This window comes from Burkholderia sp. BCC0044 (genome assembly GCF_902832955.1).
Taxonomy (GTDB): domain Bacteria; phylum Pseudomonadota; class Gammaproteobacteria; order Burkholderiales; family Burkholderiaceae; genus Burkholderia.
Genome location: NZ_CADFDO010000004.1, coordinates 732,270 through 750,476, shown reverse-complemented (window position 1 = coordinate 750,476; position 18,207 = coordinate 732,270). Strand labels below are relative to the sequence as shown.

The following is an 18,207-nucleotide window of genomic DNA, read 5'->3' as shown; positions in this document are numbered from 1 at the left end:
CGTCAAACCGGACAAAACAATGCCCGCCGATCGAGCGGCAGCGCACGCCATCACGAAACGCCGGCGCGAAAATACTCCGCGCCCGCCGTACGTGCGATCGTGCTACCGGATAAATCGATGTAATGCTTCTGTCGAAGCGTTATGAAGGCGAAAGATCCGTGCGCATTTATAAGACCCCGAATAAATGGCGGAAAGAGCGCCGTGACGCAATATCGCGATGCAGACCCCATATCACGCGCGGGACTTCTGGCGACGAGGGGTTGCGCCGGCTGGGCGGTTCGGCTCCGTATGTCGCTCGCGTTTTCACGATTCGAATGCTGCGATCGTGAACCGGAAGCAAAGTGTATTTGTTATATGAGAGGCGATTCGATTTTTCAAGAATCTTCCCGTTTGTTTTAAAATCACGGGAAAAAAGGACCGGTGAAAATATTTAAATCGTGATTGTCAATGGCGGCGGGAATTGTTTCGATTCGATGCATCAAAAAAGCAGCCGCGCCGCGCCGCGAACGATCGTGCGCGCGGCTGCGCGGCCGGACGAGGCCGGGCGGCCGCATGACGTCAAGCTCGACTGAAATGCCCGCTCCCGCAGGAGCGGACCGGGCGCGGTGGAGCGGCGCCTACGGCCGTGCAGCCACCTCATCGAGGTGCCACAGCAAATCCGCCGGATCGTCATACACCCGCAGCGCGCCCGCGCGTTCCAGCTCGTCGCTGCCATAGCCGCCCGCCAGCAGCCCGACACCGAGCGCACGGCAGCGGGCGGCGGCGAGCATGTCCCAGATGCTGTCGCCGACCACCACCGTATGCTCGATCGGCACGTTCAGTTTCGCGGCGGCGGTCAGGAACAGGTCCGGGTCCGGCTTCGCATATTTCACCTGATCGCGCGTGACGACCACGTTCTTCGCCGGATCGACGCCGAGCGCTTCGAGATTGATCGCCGCGGTTTCCATCCGCCCGCTGGTCGCGATCGCCCAGCGAATGCCGGCGTTCGACAGCGCGGCGAGCAACTCGCGCGCGCCCGGCAGCGGCCGGACCTGCGCGCGCAGCCGCTGGTACGCGGCCGCATGCAGTCGTGCGAGCCGTTCGACGCGATCGGCGTCGATGTCGCCGGCCGTCTCGCGCAGCAACTGGTTCAGGAACAAGCCGCCGCTCATCCCGATCTTGCGATGGATGCGCCACACCGACAGTTCGATGCCTTCGGCATCGAGCGCTTCCTTCCACGCGAGGACGTGCTGATAGACGCTGTCGACGAGCGTGCCGTCGAGATCGAACAGAAATGACGTTTCAATGCGCATGTGAATCTCCTGGTCCGGTAGCGTCCGGGCAAATCGTCGGCAAAACCCAATTCGTCACATTATCGGCGCGCGGCCGTGTCACCGCCATGTCCCGCGCACGCGCCGCGCCCGGCGGCGGCGTGTCGAACGGCGCTGGTACAATCGCGCCGATGCGCCGGGCGGGCCGCCCGCGCGCCCAACCTTCGTCGAATCCCCGTATGGCAACCCCCGACGCCGTCAGTTCCGAACAATCGTGGTGGGGCGTTCTGGCCCTGGCGCTCTCCGCCTTCATCTTCAACACCACCGAATTCGTGCCCGTCGCGCTGCTGAGCGCGATCGGCGACAGCCTGCAGATGCAGCCGACGGCCGTCGGGCTGATGCTGACGATCTACGCGTGGGCCGTCGCGGTCGTGTCGCTGCCGCTGACCTTCGTCACGCGGCACGTCGAGCGCCGCAAGCTATTGAGCGTGGCGCTGCTGGTGTTCGTCGGCAGCCATGTCGTGACCGGTTTCGCGTGGAATTTCACGGTGCTGATGATCGGCCGGCTCGGCATCGCGTGCGCGCATGCGGTGTTCTGGTCGATTTCGATCCCGCTCGCGGTGCGGCTCGCGCCGAGCGACCGCAAAAGCCGGGCGCTCAGCCTGATCGCGATGGGCTCGGCGATCGCGATGGTGGCCGGCATTCCGCTCGGCCGCGTGATCGGCGAGGCGTTCGGCTGGCGGATCACGTTCCTGATCATCGCGGGCGCGGCGGGCGTCACGCTGCTGTTGCTGCGCGCCACGTTGCCGTTGCTGCCGAGCCAGGGCGCCGGGTCGCTGAGCAGCATCGGCGTGTTCCTGCGCAAGCCGGCGCTGGTCGCGCTGTACGCGATCACCGTGCTGGTCGTGTCCGCGCACTTCACGTCGTACACGTACATCGAACCGTTCGTGCAGAGCGTGAACCATGCGAGCAACAGCCGGATCACGTACGTGCTGATCCTGTTCGGCGTCGCCGGCCTGCCGGCCGCGGTCTGCTTCAATCGCGTCTATCCGCACCGGCCCGACGATTTCCTGCTCGCGTCGATCGTCGCGCTGTCGGGTTGCCTGCTGATCCTGTTCCCGTGCGCGCTGAACATCGTCACGCTGTCCGTGCACACGCTGGTGTGGGGCGGCGCGATCGTCTGTTTCGGGCTGGCGATGCAGGCTTGGGTGCTGAAGCTCGCGCCGGAGGCGACCGACCTCGCCGTGTCGATCTACTCCGGGCTGTACAACGTCGGGATCGGCGCCGGCGCGCTGCTCGGCAACCATATCGCGGGCGACTTCGGCCTGCCGTGGATCGGCACGTTCGGCGGCGTGGTCGCGATCTTCGCGGGCGGGATCGCGTGGCTCGCGTTGCGGCTGCATGCGAAACGGGAAGCGGCGGCCGTGGCCCCCGCGCGTTGAAGCCGCGCTGCTCCCGCCCGGTGGATCACGCGACCGAATAGCCGCCGTCGGCCACGAGCGCGTGCCCCGACACATAGCTGGAATCGTCCGACGCGAGGAACGCGACGATCGTCGCCATTTCTTCGGCCGACGCCCAGCGGCCGGCCGGCGTCGACGCGGCAAAGGCGAGCCGTGCGTCCTCCGACGGCCAGATGCCGCGCTGATGGAACGGCGTATCGATCAGCCCCGGGCACAGCGCGTTGACGCGCACGCCGCGTTTGAACCATTCGATCGAAGCCGTCTTCGTCATCCCGATCACCGCGTGCTTGCTCACGATATACACCGACGCATGCTCGAAGCCGATGACGCCGCCCATCGACGCATTGTTGATGATGCTGCCGCTGCCCTGGCGCAGCATGATGTCGGCCGCGAACTTCATCGAATTGAATACGCCGCGCACGTTCGGTTCGAACACGCGGTCGTAGCTTGCCGCGTCCTGCTCGAGCAGCGGCGCGAACACGCCTTCGGTGCCCGCATTGTTGAACGCGATGTCGAGGCGTCCGTGGGTCGACACCGTGAAATCGAACAGCTTGCGCAGATCGGCTTCGTTCGCGACATCCGCGGCAAAGGCTGTTGCGTTGCCGCCTGTGGTCGCGATCTCGTCGACCAGTCGGTCGAGTTCGGCCTTGCGTCGGGCGCTGACGACGACCTTCGCGCCGCGCCGCGCGAGTTCGATCGCCGAGGCGCGGCCGATGCCGGAACTGGCGCCCGTGATTACCGCGATGCGGCCTGCGAGCGGGGCAGCGTGCGTGCTTGCGTTCATGGTGCATTTCTCCGTGATGGTTGATCCGTTGCGTCGAAGCGAAGCGACGTCTGAAGCGCATTGTGGTCGCTCGGCGGCGGCAAGAAAATGGAACAATGGCGCATTCAGAATTCCTCTATAAGGAATTAAAATCGCTTCTTCACGCGTGACATCGAGGCTTCCCATGCTCAACCGGCTCGACCTTCTGAAGATCTTTTCCGCGGCCGCCGCGGCGCCGACGTTTCGCGACGCGGCCGCGCGGCTCGGCGTGTCGCCGCAGGTCGTCACGCGCGCGGTGCGCGAGCTGGAGGAGATGCTCGGCGAAACGCTGTTTCACCGGACGACCCGCAGCATCCGGATCACCGCGTTCGGCCAGTCGTTCGCGCGCGACGCGCAGGGCGCGCTGGCCGCCGTCGACGGGCTGTTCGGGCCTGCCGCCGGCCAGCGCGACGAGCCGGCCGGCGTCGTCCGGATCACCGCGCCGTCGGGCATGGGCCGACATTACGTGCAGCCGATCCTCACCGGCCTCATGCAGCGGTATCCGGGGCTCGTGCCCGATTTGCGGCTGTCCGACGTGCCGTCGCCGGTGGTTGACGAGCAGATCGACATCGGCGTGCGCGTCGGCGCGATCGGCGATAACCGCTTCGTCGCGCGCGTGGTCGGGCCGTTGCCGATGTGGGTGGTGGCCGCGCCGTCGCTGATCAGGCGGCTGGGCGAGCCGAAAAACCGCAAGGCGCTCGAAGCGATGCCGGTGACGTGCCTGATCGATCGCACAAGCGGGCGGCCGTGGCCGTGGATGTTTCGCGGCGAGCACCAGTTCGTGCCGGCGTCGCCGGCTTACCTGACGGACGACGCCGAGGTGGAGATCGACGCCGTGTGCGCAGGGGTGGGGCTGGGTCAGTGCTCGGAATATCTGGTCCGGCCGTATGTCAAAAAGGGGCGTCTCGTGCGGGTGTTGCCGAGCATCGAGCCCGAGCCGTGGAAGTTGCACGTCTATCGGCCGCGGCGCGGGCCGATGCCCAGGCGTATCCGGGTGGTGTACGACGAACTGGTGGCGAAGCTCGCGGAGGCGACGTGGCGGGAGTAGGGATCGCGGCGGCTGCGCCGTGGGCCGACACACGGCGGCGTCATCATGGTGCCGACGCACCCGTATCGTTGATCCCGGGCGATTTTGGGCCGCCGTGGATCGGCACCTTTGGCGGCCGTGGTCGATGCGTTCGCGGCAGGGATCGCTGGCATTTCGGTTGCATCAGCGGAGGGCAGTGACTTGGCGCCATCGCCACACGGCTCGCTTCACCCCGAAACGTCAATGCGACCCGTCGTACCCGATCCCCGCCGCATCGAGTTGCCTGAGCTTCGCATACAGCGTCGTGCGTGAAATGCCGAGTTGCCGCGCGGCCGCCGACACATTGCCGTCGTGCTCGGCGAGCGTCCGCCGGATCGCATCGAGCGACTGTTCGTGCAGGCTCGCCTGCGGGCCGGCGGCCGACGTGACGTTGCACACGTCGGCGGCGTCTTCGAGCACGTCGGCGTGGCGCGCCATCGTCGCCCGGTCGAGCGGCGCACGCACGGTGCGCACCCATACGTGGCTACCATCGTCGCGCGAGATCCGCTGCGGCGTGCGCGCCGGTGTCAGCAAACGGCGCTGCTGCGCGGGCGTCGCGCCGGGAAACAGTTGGCGGAGATCGACCGGCGCGACCGGCCCGGTAGGCGCGAGGTCGAGCATCTGGCGGGCCAGGCGGCTCACCGCGCGCACGCGGCCCGCTTCGTCGAGCGCGATGACGCCGGCGAGCGGCGTGCCGAGCCAGCGCGCGTCATGCTGGACCTGCAGCAGATGGCAGTCGCGCAGCAGCGCATACAGCCGCTGCTCGGCGGACAGCGCCGCGTGCCGGAACTGTTCGCGCAACTGCACGACGTTGCGCCGGCCGATGCCGGTGATGTCGAGCGCGCCGATCACTTCGCCGTCGAAGCCGACCAGCGGCACCGCGAGACAGAACACCCGCGACAACTCGTCGAGATAATGCTGCGCGCCTGCGACGACGGCCTCGGCGCCGTCGTGAATCACGCAGCTCGGCGCGGTCGTGCCGATGTTCGGCTCGACGATCCGGCGCCCGGCGACGATCGGCGTCAGCAGCGCGTCGTCGCATTGCGGGCTGCGGCGCGCATGGACGATCGTGCCGTGCGGATTGACGCACATGATCGCCCATTCGCTGCCGCCGAATGCAGCCCACAGCGGCTCGATCTCCTGCGCGACGCAGCGATAGAGCCGCCGGTCCGCGCGCGATTCGTCGGGTTCGCGCTGCATTTCATAGCGGGCGGTCTGCCATGGACGTAGCCCGGCGTCGCGCGAACGCAGCCAGGAGCGCGCGACGCTGGCCGGCAACGCCGTTTCCGGCAGCGGCTCGCCCGCGGCGAAGCGGGCGCGGAGCCGGTCCAGGTCGACCGGCCGTGCAGGGAATTCAGGGGCCATGTTCACGCTGCGCTCCATGTGGGTCGAATGTCCGGGCGCGCGTGCCGCGCCGGCGTGTCGAGCGAATGCGTAATATAGCCCGGTGCCCGGAATGCGGCATTTTCCTCCCCGACCAGGGCGTCGTCGCGTGCCGCCGCGGGGCGTCGGCGGCACGCGCGGCGCCCGCGCGCTCAATGCGGCAGCCGCAGGATCGGCTTGAGCGTAAGGCCCTTGCTGCTGTCTTCCGCCGCCTGGTTGATCTGGTCGAGCGGATAGAACTTCACCAGCCGGTCGAACGGGAACCGCCCTTGCAGATACAGCTGCACGAGCTGCGGAATGAACGTCTGCGGCACGCTGTCGCCTTCGACGATGCCGCGGATCGTGTGGCCGCCGAGCAGCAGGCTGTTTACGTCGAATTCGGCTTTCGTACCGAGCTTCGGCGCGCCGACCACGCCCATCGTGCCGCGCGAGCCGAGCGCGTCGATTCCTTGCGACAGCACGGCCGGCAGCCCGGTCGATTCGAGCGCGTAGTCGACGCCGCCGCCGGTGATCTCACGGATCGCGTCGGCCACGTCGACTTCCTTGCTGTTGAGCGCGTGCGTCGCGCCGAGCTCGAGCGCCAGCGCGAGCCGCGACGGCACGATGTCGACCGCGATGATCGTCGTCGCGCCGGCGATGCGCGCGGCCATCACCGCGCTCATCCCGACCGCGCCCGCGCCGAAGCTCGCGAAGCTGCTGCCCGTGCGCACCGCGAGCGAATTGATCACCGCGCCCGCGCCGGTCTGGATCCCGCAGCCGAGCGGGCCGAGCAGTTCGAGCGGCGCTTCCTTCGGCACCTTGATCGCGTTGTTCTCGCGCGCGAGCGCGTAGCTCGCGAACGACGACTGCGCGAAGAAATGATCGTGCAGCGGTTGGCCGGCTTCGTCGCGGATGGCCGTCTGCCCGTCGGCGTCGGCGCCGCCGAAATTCAGCGCGAAGAACTGCCGGCAATACGCGCCGTGACCGCCGACGCACGACGCGCAATGGCCGCACGCGCCGTAGGTCAGCACGACGTGATCGCCGGCCGCGAGCGTCTTCACGTTCGGGCCGACCGCCTCGACCACGCCGGCGCCTTCGTGACCGAGCACGGCCGGCAGCGGCACCGGATAGTACTGGTCGCGCACGATCAGGTCGGTATGGCACAGGCCGGTCGCGACGACGCGCACCAGCACCTCGTCGCCGCGCGGCGCGCGGATCCGGGCCGCTTCGATCGAGAAGGGCGCGCTCGCGGAGCGCGCGACGGCCGCGGTGACGGCGCGTGTGTCGTGTTCGGTGTACATGGTCGGTCTCCTCGTCAAATCGGATACGGCGGCGCTTCGCCCTTGATCGTCAGCCACTGCCACTGCGTGAATTCCTCCCAGTTTGCCGCACCGCCGATGCTCGAGCCATTGCCCGATGCGCCGACGCCGCCGAACGGGTTGATCACTTCGTCGTTGACCGTCTGGTCGTTGATGTGCAGCAGCCCCGTGTTCAACCGCTCGCCGATCCTCAGCGCGCGGCCGACGTCGGCGGACAGGATCGCCATCGACAGCCCGTATTCGGTCCGGTTCGCGAGTGCGATCGCGTCTTCGTCGGTATCGAACGGCACGACGATCGCGACCGGCCCGAAAATCTCCTCGTCGAACGCCGGATTGCCCGGCGCGACGCCGCTCAGCACGGTCGGCTCGAAGAACAGGCCGCGATGGCCGCCGCCCGTCTCGACGCGCGCGCCCGCGCGCCGCGCCGCATCGACCACGCTCGCCGCATGGTCGCGTTGCGCGGCGTTGATCAGCGGGCCGAGGCCGACGTCGCCGGTGGCCGGGTCGCCGACGCGCAGGCTTTGCGCCTTCTCGACGAGCTTCGCGACGAAGCGGTCGTGAATCGCGCGCTGCACGAGCACGCGGCCGGTCGCCATGCAGATCTGGCCTTGATGCAGATACGCACCCCACGCGGTGTTCGCGACCGCGCGGTCGAGGTCCGCATCGTCGAGCACGATCAGCGAGTTCTTGCCGCCGAGTTCGAGCGATACCTTCTTCAGATGGCGGCCCGCCGCTTCGCCGACCTTGCGCCCGGCCGCGGTGGAGCCGGTGAACTGGATCATCGCGACGTGCGGATCGGCGACCAGCGCCGCGCCGGCCGCGCCGTCGCCCGGCAGCACGTGCAGCACGCCTTCGGGCAGGCCGGCGAGCTCGAACACGCGGGCGATCGCGACGCCGCCGCACACGGCGGTGCGCGGATCGGGCTTCAGCACGACCGCGTTGCCGAGCGCGAGCGCCGGCGCGACCGCGCGTATCGCGAGGTACAGCGGGAAATTGAACGGCGAGATCACGCCGACCACGCCGCGCGGGCGGCGGCGCGCGAGCGACAGCCGGCCGGCCGCCGACGGCAGCACTTCGCCGGCCGCGCGCGACGGCAGCCCGGCTGCTTCGTGCAGCGCCTTGATCGTGACGGACGTTTCGAATGCCGCCTTCGCACGCGTCGAGCCGCTTTCGCGCACGAGCCAGTCGACGATCGAATCGAAGTGCGTTTCGGCGACGGCCGCCGCGCGGCGCAGGACGGCTGCACGCTCGTCGTAGGGCAGCGCGAACCAGGCGGGCTGGGCGCGGTGGGCGGCGGCCGATGCTTCGGCCATGGCCGCGGCGTCGGCGAGACCGATGCGGCCGAGCGTGTTGCCGGTTGCGGGTTCGATCACGTCGGCGGCGTGTGGGGTTGTGTGCCAGCGTCCGTTGAAGGTCTTGCCGCGCCAGACGTCGGTGTCGAACAGTGCGGGGGTGTTGCTATTCATGTGCGCTCCTGGGGAAATTCGGATCGGCCGGATCGTTGCGTGAGCATCGACCGGCATGCGCGCGAGGGTAGGCGAGGGCCGAGAGGCGGGGGTATCCGGGTTTTTTCCCACGCGCGGGAGGCGCGTGGATTGGGAGGCGTTCGCGATTCGGTGTGCGGAAATTGAACAGTTGGCGGGCGGATTTGGGCCGCACGCCTGGCGCCGATCCTGAAGAGCGCTCAACTCTCCCGCACACGGACGTTCGCGGCGACGGTGCAATGCACCGCTGCCGAATTGACCCGCCTAGAATCGAATTTTCCATTTCGTTCGGGTACCCGATGCTCACAGTGCTCCCGCTTACCAGTGAATCCGCCAGCGACTGGGCAAACGTCTTGCGCGTCTTCACTGAAGCACCTTCGTACGCGGAACTCGTTGAAGGTCGCTCCCCCTCGACGGAAGATGTCGACGATTTCTTCTTCGGCAAGCCGGTGGGCACGAATGCGGCACAAAAATCAGTCTTCGGATTCTTTATCGAACGCGAGATGATCGGTTGCGCAGATGTGATTCGTTCGTATCCAACGGATGACTGCATATGGATCGGCCTGATGCTTTTCACCGAAGCGGATCAGGGGCGAGGCTTTGGAAAGACCGCTTTAAACCTGTTGATCGAGATGGCGGGCGAGTGGGGCTATCGCGCCGCACAACTTGCAGTCGTTTCAACCAATCCTCGTGCCTATGCGTTCTGGCAGCGCGAGGGTTTCGAGGAGATTCGACGCGCGAGCAGTCCGAGATTTACCGGAGATCTCATCGTCATGCAGCGCCCAATTGGATAGCGACCTACCCGATTCCTTCCGATCATTCGCGGAAACCGACGCCGAAGCCGGAGGCCGGACGGCCAGCGCACCGTTTTCCCATCAGGAAAACCCTGATCGACTCGGCAGGCCGCTGGTTTCGGCCGGTTTTCCCGCTGCCGAAACCCGCCGCACCGCATCCTTCCCCAGCGATATTCCGCATTCGCGCGATCGCGCTCCAGCAAGCCTCCCAGCCCGCATACCTAGCTAAAACAGGTATGGTGCAATGCAATATTGGCGATCTAAAGCACGGTTTCGATACCCACCAGGTATCAAAAAACCGAACCAAAAGTATTGGACGCTCCGTTTCCCCGCCGCGTATAAATCCGTTCCATGAACAGCCCCACGCAGCGCGCCCCATGTCGCCCGGAAGCGATGCAGCTCGCGATCGATGCGTGCCTCGCGCCCGCGACCGGCAAACGAAAGTCGCGCGGTAATCGAGTCAGGCAAAGACCGTCACCCCCAAATACACACGGAGACACCATCATGAGCGTCAAGGTTTTCGATACCCGGGAAGTGCAGGATCTGCTGAAGGCCGCATCGAACGCGGGCGGGAAAGGCGGAAATGACACGAACGGCGACGCACGTACACAGCAGATCGTGCTGCGCCTGCTCGGCGACCTGTTCAAGGCGATCGACGATCTCGACATCACGCCCGACGAAGTGTGGGCCGGCGTCAACTATCTGAACAAGCTCGGTCAGGATGGCGAAGCAGCGCTGCTCGCGGCCGGCCTCGGTCTCGAGAAGTATCTCGACGTCCGGATGGACGCCGAGGACAAGGCGATCGGCCTCGACGGCGGCACGCCGCGCACGATCGAGGGGCCGCTGTACGTGGCGGGCGCACCGGTGCGCGACGGCGTCGCGAAGATCGACCTCGACGCGGACGAAGGCGCAGGCCCGCTCGTGATCCACGGCACGGTGAAGGATCTGGACGGCAAGCCGATCGCCGGCGCGTTGGTCGAATGCTGGCACGCGAATTCGCACGGCTTCTATTCGCACTTCGACCCGACCGGCAAGCAGAGCGACTTCAACCTGCGCGGCGCGGTGAAGACGGGCGCCGACGGTAAGTACGAATTCCGCACGCTGATGCCGGTCGGCTACGGCTGCCCGCCGCAGGGCGCGACGCAGCAGTTGCTGAACCGTCTCGGCCGCCACGGCAACCGTCCCGCTCACGTGCACTTCTTCGTGACCAGCGACGGCCATCGCAAACTGACGACGCAGTTCAACATCGCCGGCGATCCGCTGATCTGGGATGACTTCGCGTATGCGACGCGCGAGGAACTGATCCCGCCCGTGACCGAAAAGACCGGCGGCACCGCACTCGGGATGAAAACCGACGCGTACCAGGACATCGAATTCAACTTCGTCTTGACGCCGCGCGTGCAGGGCAAGGACAACCAGATCGTCGAACGCCTGCGCGCGTCCGCCACCGCATAACCGCCGGCGGCACGGCGGCGCGCGTGCGCCGCCGTGCCGGCCGGTTCCCCGAGTTTCAACCGATACCGATGCGAGCGTGCTTGCAGGACGCGGCACGCGCATGGGAGGAGCCATCATGTCCGTCACGACCGACCACCCCACCGAACTGGATCACCTGCTGGAAACCGCCGTGCAGGATGACAAGGCGGCCGGCATCTTCCGCTGCCGCCGCGACATCTTCACGAACGCGCAACTGTACGAGCTCGAGATGAAGCACATCTTCGAGGGCAACTGGGTGTACCTGGCGCACGAAAGCCAGATTCCGGACAACAACGATTACTACACGACGTGGATCGGCCGTCAGCCGATCGTCATCACGCGCGACAAGACCGGCGAGCTGCACGCGGTCATCAATGCGTGCGCGCACAAGGGCGCGATGCTGTGCCGCCGCAAGCACGGCAACAAGGGCAGCTTCACGTGCCCGTTCCACGGCTGGACCTTCTCGAACACCGGCAAGCTGCTGAAGGTGAAGGACGAGAAGACGACCGAGTATCCGGTGCAGTTCAACACGCACGGCTCGCACGACCTGAAGAAGGTCGCGCGCTTCGCGAACTATCGCGGCTTCCTGTTCGGCAGCCTCAACGCCGACGTGCTGCCGCTCGAGGATTACCTCGGCGAGGTGCGCGTGATCATCGACCAGATCGTCGACCAGGCGCCGAACGGGCTCGAAGTGCTGCGCGGCAGCTCGTCCTACATCTACGAAGGCAACTGGAAAATGCAGATGGAGAACGGTTGCGACGGCTATCACGTGAGCACCGTGCACTGGAACTATGCGGCGACGATGGGCCGCCGCAAGGAGGACGGCACCAAGGCCGTCGACGCGAACAGTTGGAGCAAGTCGGTCGCGGGCGTGTACGGCTTCGACAACGGCCACATCCTGCTGTGGACCCAGACGATGAACCCGGAAGTACGTCCCGTGTACCAGCATCGTGACGAGATCAAGGCGCGCGTCGGCGACGTGCAGGCCGATTTCATCGTGAACCAGACGCGCAACCTGTGCGTGTACCCGAACGTGTTCCTGATGGACCAGTTCAGCACGCAGATTCGCGTGGTGCGGCCGCTCGGCGTCGACAAGACCGAGGTCACGATCTTCTGCTTCGCGCCGAAGGGCGAGAGCCACGCGGACCGCACGACGCGGATTCGCCAGTACGAGGATTTCTTCAACGTGACCGGCATGGGCACGGCCGACGACCTGGAAGAATTCCGCGCGTGCCAGGCCGGCTATGCAGGCATCTCGGCGATGTGGAACGACCTGTCGCGCGGCGCGCCGCTGTGGATCGACGGGCCGGACGAGAACGCGAAGAAGATGGGGCTGAACCCGCGCATTTCCGGCGAGCGCAGCGAGGACGAAGGGCTGTTCGTGTGTCAGCACGAACACTGGGTGCACGTGATGCGCGATGCGCTGAAGAAGGAACGCGGGGAGGTGGCGGCATGAGCTTCGATTACCGGACGATTTGCGCGGCGCTGTATCGCGAAGCGCGCCTGCTCGACGATCGCGAGTGGGACGCGTGGCTCACCTGCTACACGGAGGACGTCACGTACTGGATGCCCGCATGGGACGACGACGACCGGCCGACCGACGATCCGCGCAGCCAGATCTCGCTGATGTATTACGCGGATCGCGGCGGCCTCGAGGATCGCGTGTTCCGGATCAAGACCGAGCGCAGCGGCGCATCGACGCCCGAGCCGCGCACCAGCCACAACGTGACGAACGTCGAGGTGCTGGCCGAACGCGACGACGAGGTCGACGTGCGCTACAACTTCCACACGCTGAACCACCGTTACCGCGTGACCGATCACTTCTTCGGCACGATGTTCGTCACGTTGCGGCGCGCGGGCGACGCGCTGCTGATTTCGCACAAGAAGATCGTGCTGAAGAACGACTACATCCGGCAGGTGCTCGACGTCTATCACGTCTGATGCCGTTGGTTTGCCATGAAAGGAAGTGGAGGTGACGCGATGTCCAGCTACAAGATTGCACTGAATTTCGAGGACGGGGTGACCCGCTTCATCGACTGCAAGGCCGGCGAGAAGGTGCTCGACGCGGCCTTCCGCGCGAAGATCAACCTGCCGATGGATTGCTCCGACGGCGTGTGCGGCACCTGCAAGTGCCGCGCCGAAAGCGGTCGCTACGACCTCGGCGACGACTACATCGACGATGCGCTGACCGAGGACGAAAAGGACGGCGGCCTCGTGCTGACCTGCCAGATGGTGCCGCAAAGCGATTGCGTGATTGCGGTGCCGACGTCGTCGGTCGCCTGCAAGACGGGGCAGAGCAGTTTTGCCGCGACGGTCACGAAGGTCGAGCAGCACAACGATGCGGCGGTCGTGCTCGAACTCGATGTCGGCGCGAGTGCGCCGGCGTTCCTGCCGGGCCAGTACGTGAACATCGGCGTGCCGGGCAGCGGGCAGCATCGCTCGTATTCGTTCTCGTCCGCGCCGGGCGACGCGAAGGTCGGATTCCTGATCAAGAAGATTCCCGGCGGCGTGATGAGCACGTGGCTCGAATCGGCGCGGCTGGGCGACACGCTCGAACTGCATGGGCCGCTCGGCAGCTTCTATCTGCGCGACGTGCAGCGGCCGCTGCTGTTCCTCGCCGGCGGCACGGGCCTCGCGCCGTTCCTGTCGATGCTTGAAGTGCTGGCGCGCAGCGGCTCGCAGCAGAAGGTGCACCTGATCTACGGCGTCACGCGCGATCTCGATCTGGTGCTGGTCGACGTAATCGAAGCGCTCGCGGCGAAGCTGCCGAACTTCAGTTTCGCGACGGTCGTTGCCGATTCGGCATCGAATCACGCACGCAAGGGCTGGGTCACGCAGCACATCCCGGCCGATGCGCTGAACGACGGCGACGTCGACGTGTATCTGTGCGGACCGCCGCCGATGGTCGATGCGGTGCGCCAGTACTTCGACGACGCAGGCGTGAAGCCGAACAGCTTCCACTACGAGAAGTTCACCCCCAACGTCACGGCAAAGGCGGCATGACCATGCAACGATTCTCCGGCAAGGTCGTCGTCGTCACTGGCGCTGCGCAGGGCATCGGCCGCGGCGTCGCGCTGCGCGCGGCCGCCGAGGGCGGCAAGGTGCTGTTCGTCGATCGCGCGGATTTCGTCGCCGACGTGGCGGCCGAGGCGACCGGTGGCGAGACGGCAGGCTTCGTCGCCGATCTCGAAACCTATGAGGGCGCGCACGCGGCAATCGCGTATGCGGTGCAGCGGTTCGGCGGCATCGACATCCTGATCAACGGCGTCGGCGGCGCGATTCGCATGCGCCCGTTCGCCGAGTTCGAGCCCGCGCAGATCGACGCGGAAATCCGCCGCTCGCTGATGCCGACGCTCTATGCGTGTCACGCCGTGCTGCCGCACCTGATCGCGCGCGGCGGCGGCACGATCGTCAACGTCTCGTCGAACGCGACGCGCGGCATTCGACGCGTGCCGTATTCGGCTGCGAAGGGCGGCGTGAACGCACTGACGTCGGCGCTCGCGATGGAGTACGCGGAACACAACATCCGCGTCGTCGCGACCGCACCGGGCGGCACCAGCGCGCCGCCGCGCCGCGTGCCGCGCAATGCGGCCGGCGACACCGAGCAGGAGCAGGCGTGGATGGGCGAAGCCGTGCGACAGGTGACCGACTCGACGTACTTCAAGCGCTACGGCAGCCTCGACGAGCAGATCGCGCCGATCCTGTTCCTCGCGTCGGACGAGGCGAGCTACATCACCGGTACGGTGCTGCCGGTCGCGGGTGGCGATACGGGTTGAAGGGCGCGCGTGCCGATTGGCTTGCTTCACGGTGCACGCGCCGCTGCCGGGCGCACGACGACCATCACGTAACCGGCCGGCGCGGCAAGTCCGGCCACGGAGACACTCATGAGCAAACGCGAAGCGATCATCCCGGCCGGCATGGAGGCCGTGTACGAAAAAATCGGCTATGCGCCGGCGATCAAGGTCGGCGATACCGTCTATGTATCCGGCCAGATCGGCCGCGACGCGGCGATGCAACTGGTCGAGGATCGCGAAGCGCAAATCGTGCAGGCGTTCGAGAACCTGAGGCTCGTGCTGGAGGCGGCCGGCGCATCGTTCGACGACGTGGTCGACCTGACGACTTTCCACACCGACATGCGCGACCTGCCGCTGTTCATGCAGGTGCGCGACCGCTATTTCCATGCGCATCCGCGGCCGGCGTGGACGGCGATCGGCGCGCACATGCTCGGCGGCGCGCCGGGCTACATCGTCGAGATCAAGGCGGTGGCGGTGCTGCGGACCTAGTCGCGGCGGCGCATGAGCCGCCCGACACGCGGTGCAACGCGATGCCCGCGGTTTTGGCGCGTGCATTGGCTTTCCCTGTACGCAAATCAATCGAGAGAGAACGGAGGGGTGGAATGGCGTCGATGCTCAACGGTAGAACCCGTCGTGGTGGATGGTGTTTCGGCATGGCTGTCGCGGCATCCGCGGCCGGCGTGCTGATGGTGTCCGGTTGCAACGACAACGAAGTCCGGGATGCCGGAGGCGGCACGGCCGACGCCGCGTTGACCTGCGATCAGACGATGAAGGAGCGCTTCGCGCCGGACGCGAACACCACCGTCATCGCCGTGAAGTCGTTCAAGGCCGGCGATCCGCTGGTGCTGAATGCATCGGCCGCCACGTCCGCGACGCCGGTTGCCGGTAGCGACCTGTGTCTCGTCAAGCTGAACGTCGGCCCCGGTCACGCGGGGCCGGCCGGCGCGCCGTCGACGTCGGCGGGCATCGGCATGGAGATCTGGCTGCCGGCGCCGGCGAACTGGAATCACCGGATCCACAACCTCGGCGGCGGCGGTTGGCAAGGCGGTGCGTACGACGATCCGACACAGGTCGCGAGCGCCGGCGGCGTGCCGAACGCCGCGACGATCGCGGCGTCCGAGGGCGCGGTGGTCGGCACGACGGATACCGGGCACACGATCCAGAACGGATCGTTCGCGATGAATCCGGACGGCACGATCAACACGACGTTGTGGACGGACTTCGCGCAGCGCAGCCTGCACGAACTGGCGCTCAAGACGAAGGCGCTGGTCGCCGCGTACTACGCGACGCCGCAGAAGTATGCGTACTGGGACGGCTGCTCGACCGGCGGCCGGCAGGGTTACAACGAAGCGCAGAACAATCCGTCCGATTACGACGGCTACCTGAACGGCGCGCCTGCGTTCAACTGGTCGAAGTTCATTACGGGCGAGCTGTATCCGCAGGTCGTCGCGCAGGTCGATCTCGGCGGCGCGACGTTGACGGATGCGCAGCAGTCGCTGCTGTCGGGGGCGGCGGTCAGCGCGTGCGACACGGTCGGCGGCCAGCATCTCGGTTACCTGATGGACCCGGCCCGGTGCCGTTACGATCCGACCCAGGACGCGAACGTGCTGTGCTCGGGCGTGAAGATCGGCGCTGTCACCGGCACGAACACGACGGCCGCGTGCGTGACGGCCGCGCAGGCAACCGCGATGAACAAGACCTGGTACGGGATGACGCGCGACGGTTCGGTGCCGAGCCCCGCGGCCGACATCGGAACGGCCACGTCGCTCGCGAGCAACCAGCTGTGGTTCGGCCTGATGCGCGGCACGGGCACCGGCGCGCTGGCAGGATCGTCACCGTTCAGCATCTCGACCGACCTGGTCGCGCTGGAGCTGCAGGACCCGACCATCGCCGGCACCAGCTTCACGAACGCGACCGGCAACGGCGCGAACAAGTGGAAGAGCCTCGGCTTTGCGGGTCTTGCGAACGCCTATGACCAGGGGATCGCACTGCAGTCGTCGTTCGGCAACATCAATACAGATAACCCGGACCTGTCGGGGCTCGTGAAGCACGGTGCGAAGGTGCTGCATTACCACGGTCTTGCCGATCCGCTGATCACGCCGTCGGGCAGCATCCACTACTACGAACGCGTGGCGAGCCGGATGGGCGGTATTCCTGCCGTACAGCAGTTCGACCGGCTGTTCCTGGTGCCGGGCATGGGGCATTGCAGCGGCTATGGCGGTGTCAACGGTACGGCCGGCCCGGCGCAAACGGCCAATACGCTGCCGCTGCCGCATGCGGACCGACAGGACCTGTATGCGCAGCTGGTCAACTGGGTCGAGAACGGCAACGCGCCGGCCAGCATCAGGCTGACGTCGGCGGACGGCAGCGCGAGCCAGCCTGTCTGCATGTATCCGACGAAGGCGACGTACAACGGTTCGGGGTCGATCAGGGACGCGGCGAACTATTCGTGCAAGTGACGGGCGGTGCGCCGAGTTCGGCAAGCGAATACGCGAGGAGGGTGTTGAACGCCTTGATGACACGGCGGCCCGGTCGTTCCGATACCCGCACGCTTTCGGCCTGCCGCGTCACGCGAGCCGGAACTTCTTGCGCAGGCTCGAATCGACCGGGCCCGCCGGCATGAAGCGTCTCAATTTGCTCAGCAGAGACGCCTCTCCCGAAGGTGCGCGTCGCATGCGCCACGCGCCGAGCGCTGCATCGACGATGGTGGCGGCCACGCCGTCGGGCTCGGGCGCCGCTTTCACGTTGTCGACGACCGCGCGCGACGCAAGCGTCCGTTCGCGGTCGTAATCGGCGATCTTCAGGTTCGCGAGCGGCGCATTGACGTCGAGATTGGTCCGCGTAAACGACGGTTCGACCAGGGTGGCACGAATGCCGAATTGCCGCACCTCGTGATCGAGCGTTTCGGTCAACCCTTCGACCGCATGCTTGGACGCCGCATAGAGTCCCATGTACGGCGCCGGCAAGAACCCGAGCACCGAACTGACGTTGACGATGCGTCCGCTGCGGCGTGCGCGCATGTGCGGCAGCACCGCCTGCACCGTGCGCAGGATGCTGAACACGTTGGTGTCGAACAATGCCGTCGCTTCGTCCATCGACGTTTCTTCCACCGCGCCGATCAGGCTCGTGCCCGCGTTGTTGACGAGCACGTCGATACGCGCGGCCCGCTCGACGATCGTACGGATTCCGGATTGAACGGACGCATCGTCGCGCACGTCCATCTCGATCAACTCGACGCCGGCGACGGGCGCCGTTCGCGCAATGCTGCGCACGGTGCCGAACACGCGGCACCCGCGTTTGGCGAACTTCTCGGCGGCGGCGCGCCCGATGCCCGAAGACACGCCGGTCACGACGACAACGGTAGGGTTCGACATGGCTGTTTCCTTCGAAAGGGTGAATGGGG

The 18,207-nt window shown here is 66.6% G+C and carries 16 protein-coding genes; 10 read left to right on the top strand and 6 right to left on the bottom strand.

Features of this window, described 5'->3' with window-relative positions:
* Window positions 1–617: 617 nt before the first annotated feature.
* The gene (locus HWX14_RS26100) at window positions 618–1,292 is read right to left on the bottom strand and encodes an HAD family hydrolase (protein ID WP_012336648.1); all 675 of its coding nucleotides are present in this window, start codon (window positions 1,290–1,292) and stop codon (window positions 618–620) included.
* A gap of 197 nt (window positions 1,293–1,489) precedes the next feature.
* Here HWX14_RS26100 and HWX14_RS26095 point away from each other — a divergent pair, with 197 nt between their 5' ends.
* Complete coding sequence (locus HWX14_RS26095) at window positions 1,490–2,692, top strand: sugar transporter (RefSeq protein WP_175885228.1); 1,203 nt, start codon at window positions 1,490–1,492, stop codon at window positions 2,690–2,692.
* A 25-nt stretch (window positions 2,693–2,717) separates the two neighbouring features.
* Here the strand turns inward: HWX14_RS26095 and HWX14_RS26090 are convergent, their stop codons facing one another.
* On the bottom strand, window positions 2,718–3,659 hold the full coding sequence (locus HWX14_RS26090) for a glucose 1-dehydrogenase (protein WP_244130341.1): 942 nt from the start codon (window positions 3,657–3,659) through the stop codon (window positions 2,718–2,720).
* On the opposite strand from HWX14_RS26090, the gene HWX14_RS26085 reads away from it, so the two are divergent.
* Entirely contained in the window at window positions 3,658–4,560 is a 903-nt protein-coding gene (locus tag HWX14_RS26085) for a LysR family transcriptional regulator (protein WP_175885227.1), read from the top strand. The genes HWX14_RS26090 and HWX14_RS26085 overlap by 2 nt on opposite strands.
* Window positions 4,561–4,779: 219 nt before the next feature.
* Here the strand turns inward: HWX14_RS26085 and HWX14_RS26080 are convergent, their stop codons facing one another.
* From HWX14_RS26080 to HWX14_RS26070, 3 genes are all read right to left on the bottom strand, one after another.
* Window positions 4,780–5,943, bottom strand: a complete 1,164-nt coding sequence (locus HWX14_RS26080; protein ID WP_244130370.1) for a helix-turn-helix domain-containing protein — start codon at window positions 5,941–5,943, stop codon at window positions 4,780–4,782.
* Window positions 5,944–6,113: 170 nt separating this feature from the next.
* Complete coding sequence (locus tag HWX14_RS26075) at window positions 6,114–7,241, bottom strand: NAD(P)-dependent alcohol dehydrogenase (protein ID WP_175885225.1); 1,128 nt, start codon at window positions 7,239–7,241, stop codon at window positions 6,114–6,116.
* Between the two features lie 14 nt (window positions 7,242–7,255).
* A complete protein-coding gene (locus HWX14_RS26070; RefSeq protein ID WP_175885224.1) occupies window positions 7,256–8,725 on the bottom strand; it encodes a benzaldehyde dehydrogenase in 1,470 nt (489 codons plus the stop codon).
* A gap of 317 nt (window positions 8,726–9,042) precedes the next feature.
* Here HWX14_RS26070 and HWX14_RS26065 point away from each other — a divergent pair, with 317 nt between their 5' ends.
* The 8 genes from HWX14_RS26065 (at window position 9,043) to HWX14_RS26030 (ending at window position 17,263) form a co-directional block, all read left to right on the top strand.
* Window positions 9,043–9,537 carry a GNAT family N-acetyltransferase gene (locus HWX14_RS26065; RefSeq protein WP_175885223.1) on the top strand — a complete coding sequence of 165 codons (495 nt, stop codon included), beginning with the start codon at window positions 9,043–9,045 and terminating at the stop codon, window positions 9,535–9,537.
* 504 nt (window positions 9,538–10,041) lie between these two features.
* Entirely contained in the window at window positions 10,042–10,992 is a 951-nt protein-coding gene (gene catA, locus HWX14_RS26060) for a catechol 1,2-dioxygenase (protein WP_175885222.1), read from the top strand.
* A 115-nt stretch (window positions 10,993–11,107) separates the two neighbouring features.
* Window positions 11,108–12,466: a Rieske 2Fe-2S domain-containing protein gene (locus HWX14_RS26055; protein ID WP_175885221.1), complete on the top strand. Its 1,359-nt coding sequence runs from the start codon at window positions 11,108–11,110 to the stop codon at window positions 12,464–12,466.
* Window positions 12,463–12,951 carry a benzoate 1,2-dioxygenase small subunit gene (gene benB / locus HWX14_RS26050; protein ID WP_175885220.1) on the top strand — a complete coding sequence of 163 codons (489 nt, stop codon included), beginning with the start codon at window positions 12,463–12,465 and terminating at the stop codon, window positions 12,949–12,951. The genes HWX14_RS26055 and benB overlap by 4 nt, the downstream gene beginning before the upstream one ends.
* 39 nt (window positions 12,952–12,990) lie before the next feature.
* Entirely contained in the window at window positions 12,991–14,013 is a 1,023-nt protein-coding gene (gene benC, locus HWX14_RS26045) for a benzoate 1,2-dioxygenase electron transfer component BenC (protein ID WP_175885219.1), read from the top strand.
* Entirely contained in the window at window positions 14,010–14,786 is a 777-nt protein-coding gene (benD, locus tag HWX14_RS26040) for a benzoate diol dehydrogenase BenD (RefSeq protein ID WP_175885218.1), read from the top strand. Before benC ends, benD begins: the two co-directional genes overlap by 4 nt.
* Window positions 14,787–14,894: 108 nt before the next feature.
* Complete coding sequence (locus tag HWX14_RS26035) at window positions 14,895–15,293, top strand: RidA family protein (RefSeq protein ID WP_175885217.1); 399 nt, start codon at window positions 14,895–14,897, stop codon at window positions 15,291–15,293.
* A gap of 164 nt (window positions 15,294–15,457) precedes the next feature.
* Window positions 15,458–17,263, top strand: a complete 1,806-nt coding sequence (locus HWX14_RS26030) for a tannase/feruloyl esterase family alpha/beta hydrolase (RefSeq protein WP_244130340.1) — start codon at window positions 15,458–15,460, stop codon at window positions 17,261–17,263.
* Between the two features lie 108 nt (window positions 17,264–17,371).
* Here the strand turns inward: HWX14_RS26030 and HWX14_RS26025 are convergent, their stop codons facing one another.
* Window positions 17,372–18,178, bottom strand: a complete 807-nt coding sequence (locus HWX14_RS26025) for an oxidoreductase (RefSeq protein WP_175885216.1) — start codon at window positions 18,176–18,178, stop codon at window positions 17,372–17,374.
* Window positions 18,179–18,207 lie beyond the last annotated feature (29 nt).

What these genes read in the sequence shown, in the direction of transcription:
- HWX14_RS26100 (WP_012336648.1), bottom strand. Translation starts at nt 1,292, where the DNA reads ATGCGCATTGAAACGTCATTTCTGTTCGATCTCGACGGCACGCTCGTC.
- HWX14_RS26095 (WP_175885228.1), top strand. Translation starts at nt 1,490, where the DNA reads ATGGCAACCCCCGACGCCGTCAGTTCCGAACAATCGTGGTGGGGCGTT.
- HWX14_RS26085 (WP_175885227.1), top strand. Translation starts at nt 3,658, where the DNA reads ATGCTCAACCGGCTCGACCTTCTGAAGATCTTTTCCGCGGCCGCCGCG.
- HWX14_RS26090 (WP_244130341.1), bottom strand. Translation starts at nt 3,659, where the DNA reads ATGGGAAGCCTCGATGTCACGCGTGAAGAAGCGATTTTAATTCCTTAT.
- HWX14_RS26080 (WP_244130370.1), bottom strand. Translation starts at nt 5,943, where the DNA reads ATGGCCCCTGAATTCCCTGCACGGCCGGTCGACCTGGACCGGCTCCGC.
- HWX14_RS26075 (WP_175885225.1), bottom strand. Translation starts at nt 7,241, where the DNA reads ATGTACACCGAACACGACACACGCGCCGTCACCGCGGCCGTCGCGCGC.
- HWX14_RS26070 (WP_175885224.1), bottom strand. Translation starts at nt 8,725, where the DNA reads ATGAATAGCAACACCCCCGCACTGTTCGACACCGACGTCTGGCGCGGC.
- HWX14_RS26065 (WP_175885223.1), top strand. Translation starts at nt 9,043, where the DNA reads ATGCTCACAGTGCTCCCGCTTACCAGTGAATCCGCCAGCGACTGGGCA.
- catA (WP_175885222.1), top strand. Translation starts at nt 10,042, where the DNA reads ATGAGCGTCAAGGTTTTCGATACCCGGGAAGTGCAGGATCTGCTGAAG.
- HWX14_RS26055 (WP_175885221.1), top strand. Translation starts at nt 11,108, where the DNA reads ATGTCCGTCACGACCGACCACCCCACCGAACTGGATCACCTGCTGGAA.
- benB (WP_175885220.1), top strand. Translation starts at nt 12,463, where the DNA reads ATGAGCTTCGATTACCGGACGATTTGCGCGGCGCTGTATCGCGAAGCG.
- benC (WP_175885219.1), top strand. Translation starts at nt 12,991, where the DNA reads ATGTCCAGCTACAAGATTGCACTGAATTTCGAGGACGGGGTGACCCGC.
- benD (WP_175885218.1), top strand. Translation starts at nt 14,010, where the DNA reads ATGACCATGCAACGATTCTCCGGCAAGGTCGTCGTCGTCACTGGCGCT.
- HWX14_RS26035 (WP_175885217.1), top strand. Translation starts at nt 14,895, where the DNA reads ATGAGCAAACGCGAAGCGATCATCCCGGCCGGCATGGAGGCCGTGTAC.
- HWX14_RS26030 (WP_244130340.1), top strand. Translation starts at nt 15,458, where the DNA reads ATGGCTGTCGCGGCATCCGCGGCCGGCGTGCTGATGGTGTCCGGTTGC.
- HWX14_RS26025 (WP_175885216.1), bottom strand. Translation starts at nt 18,178, where the DNA reads ATGTCGAACCCTACCGTTGTCGTCGTGACCGGCGTGTCTTCGGGCATC.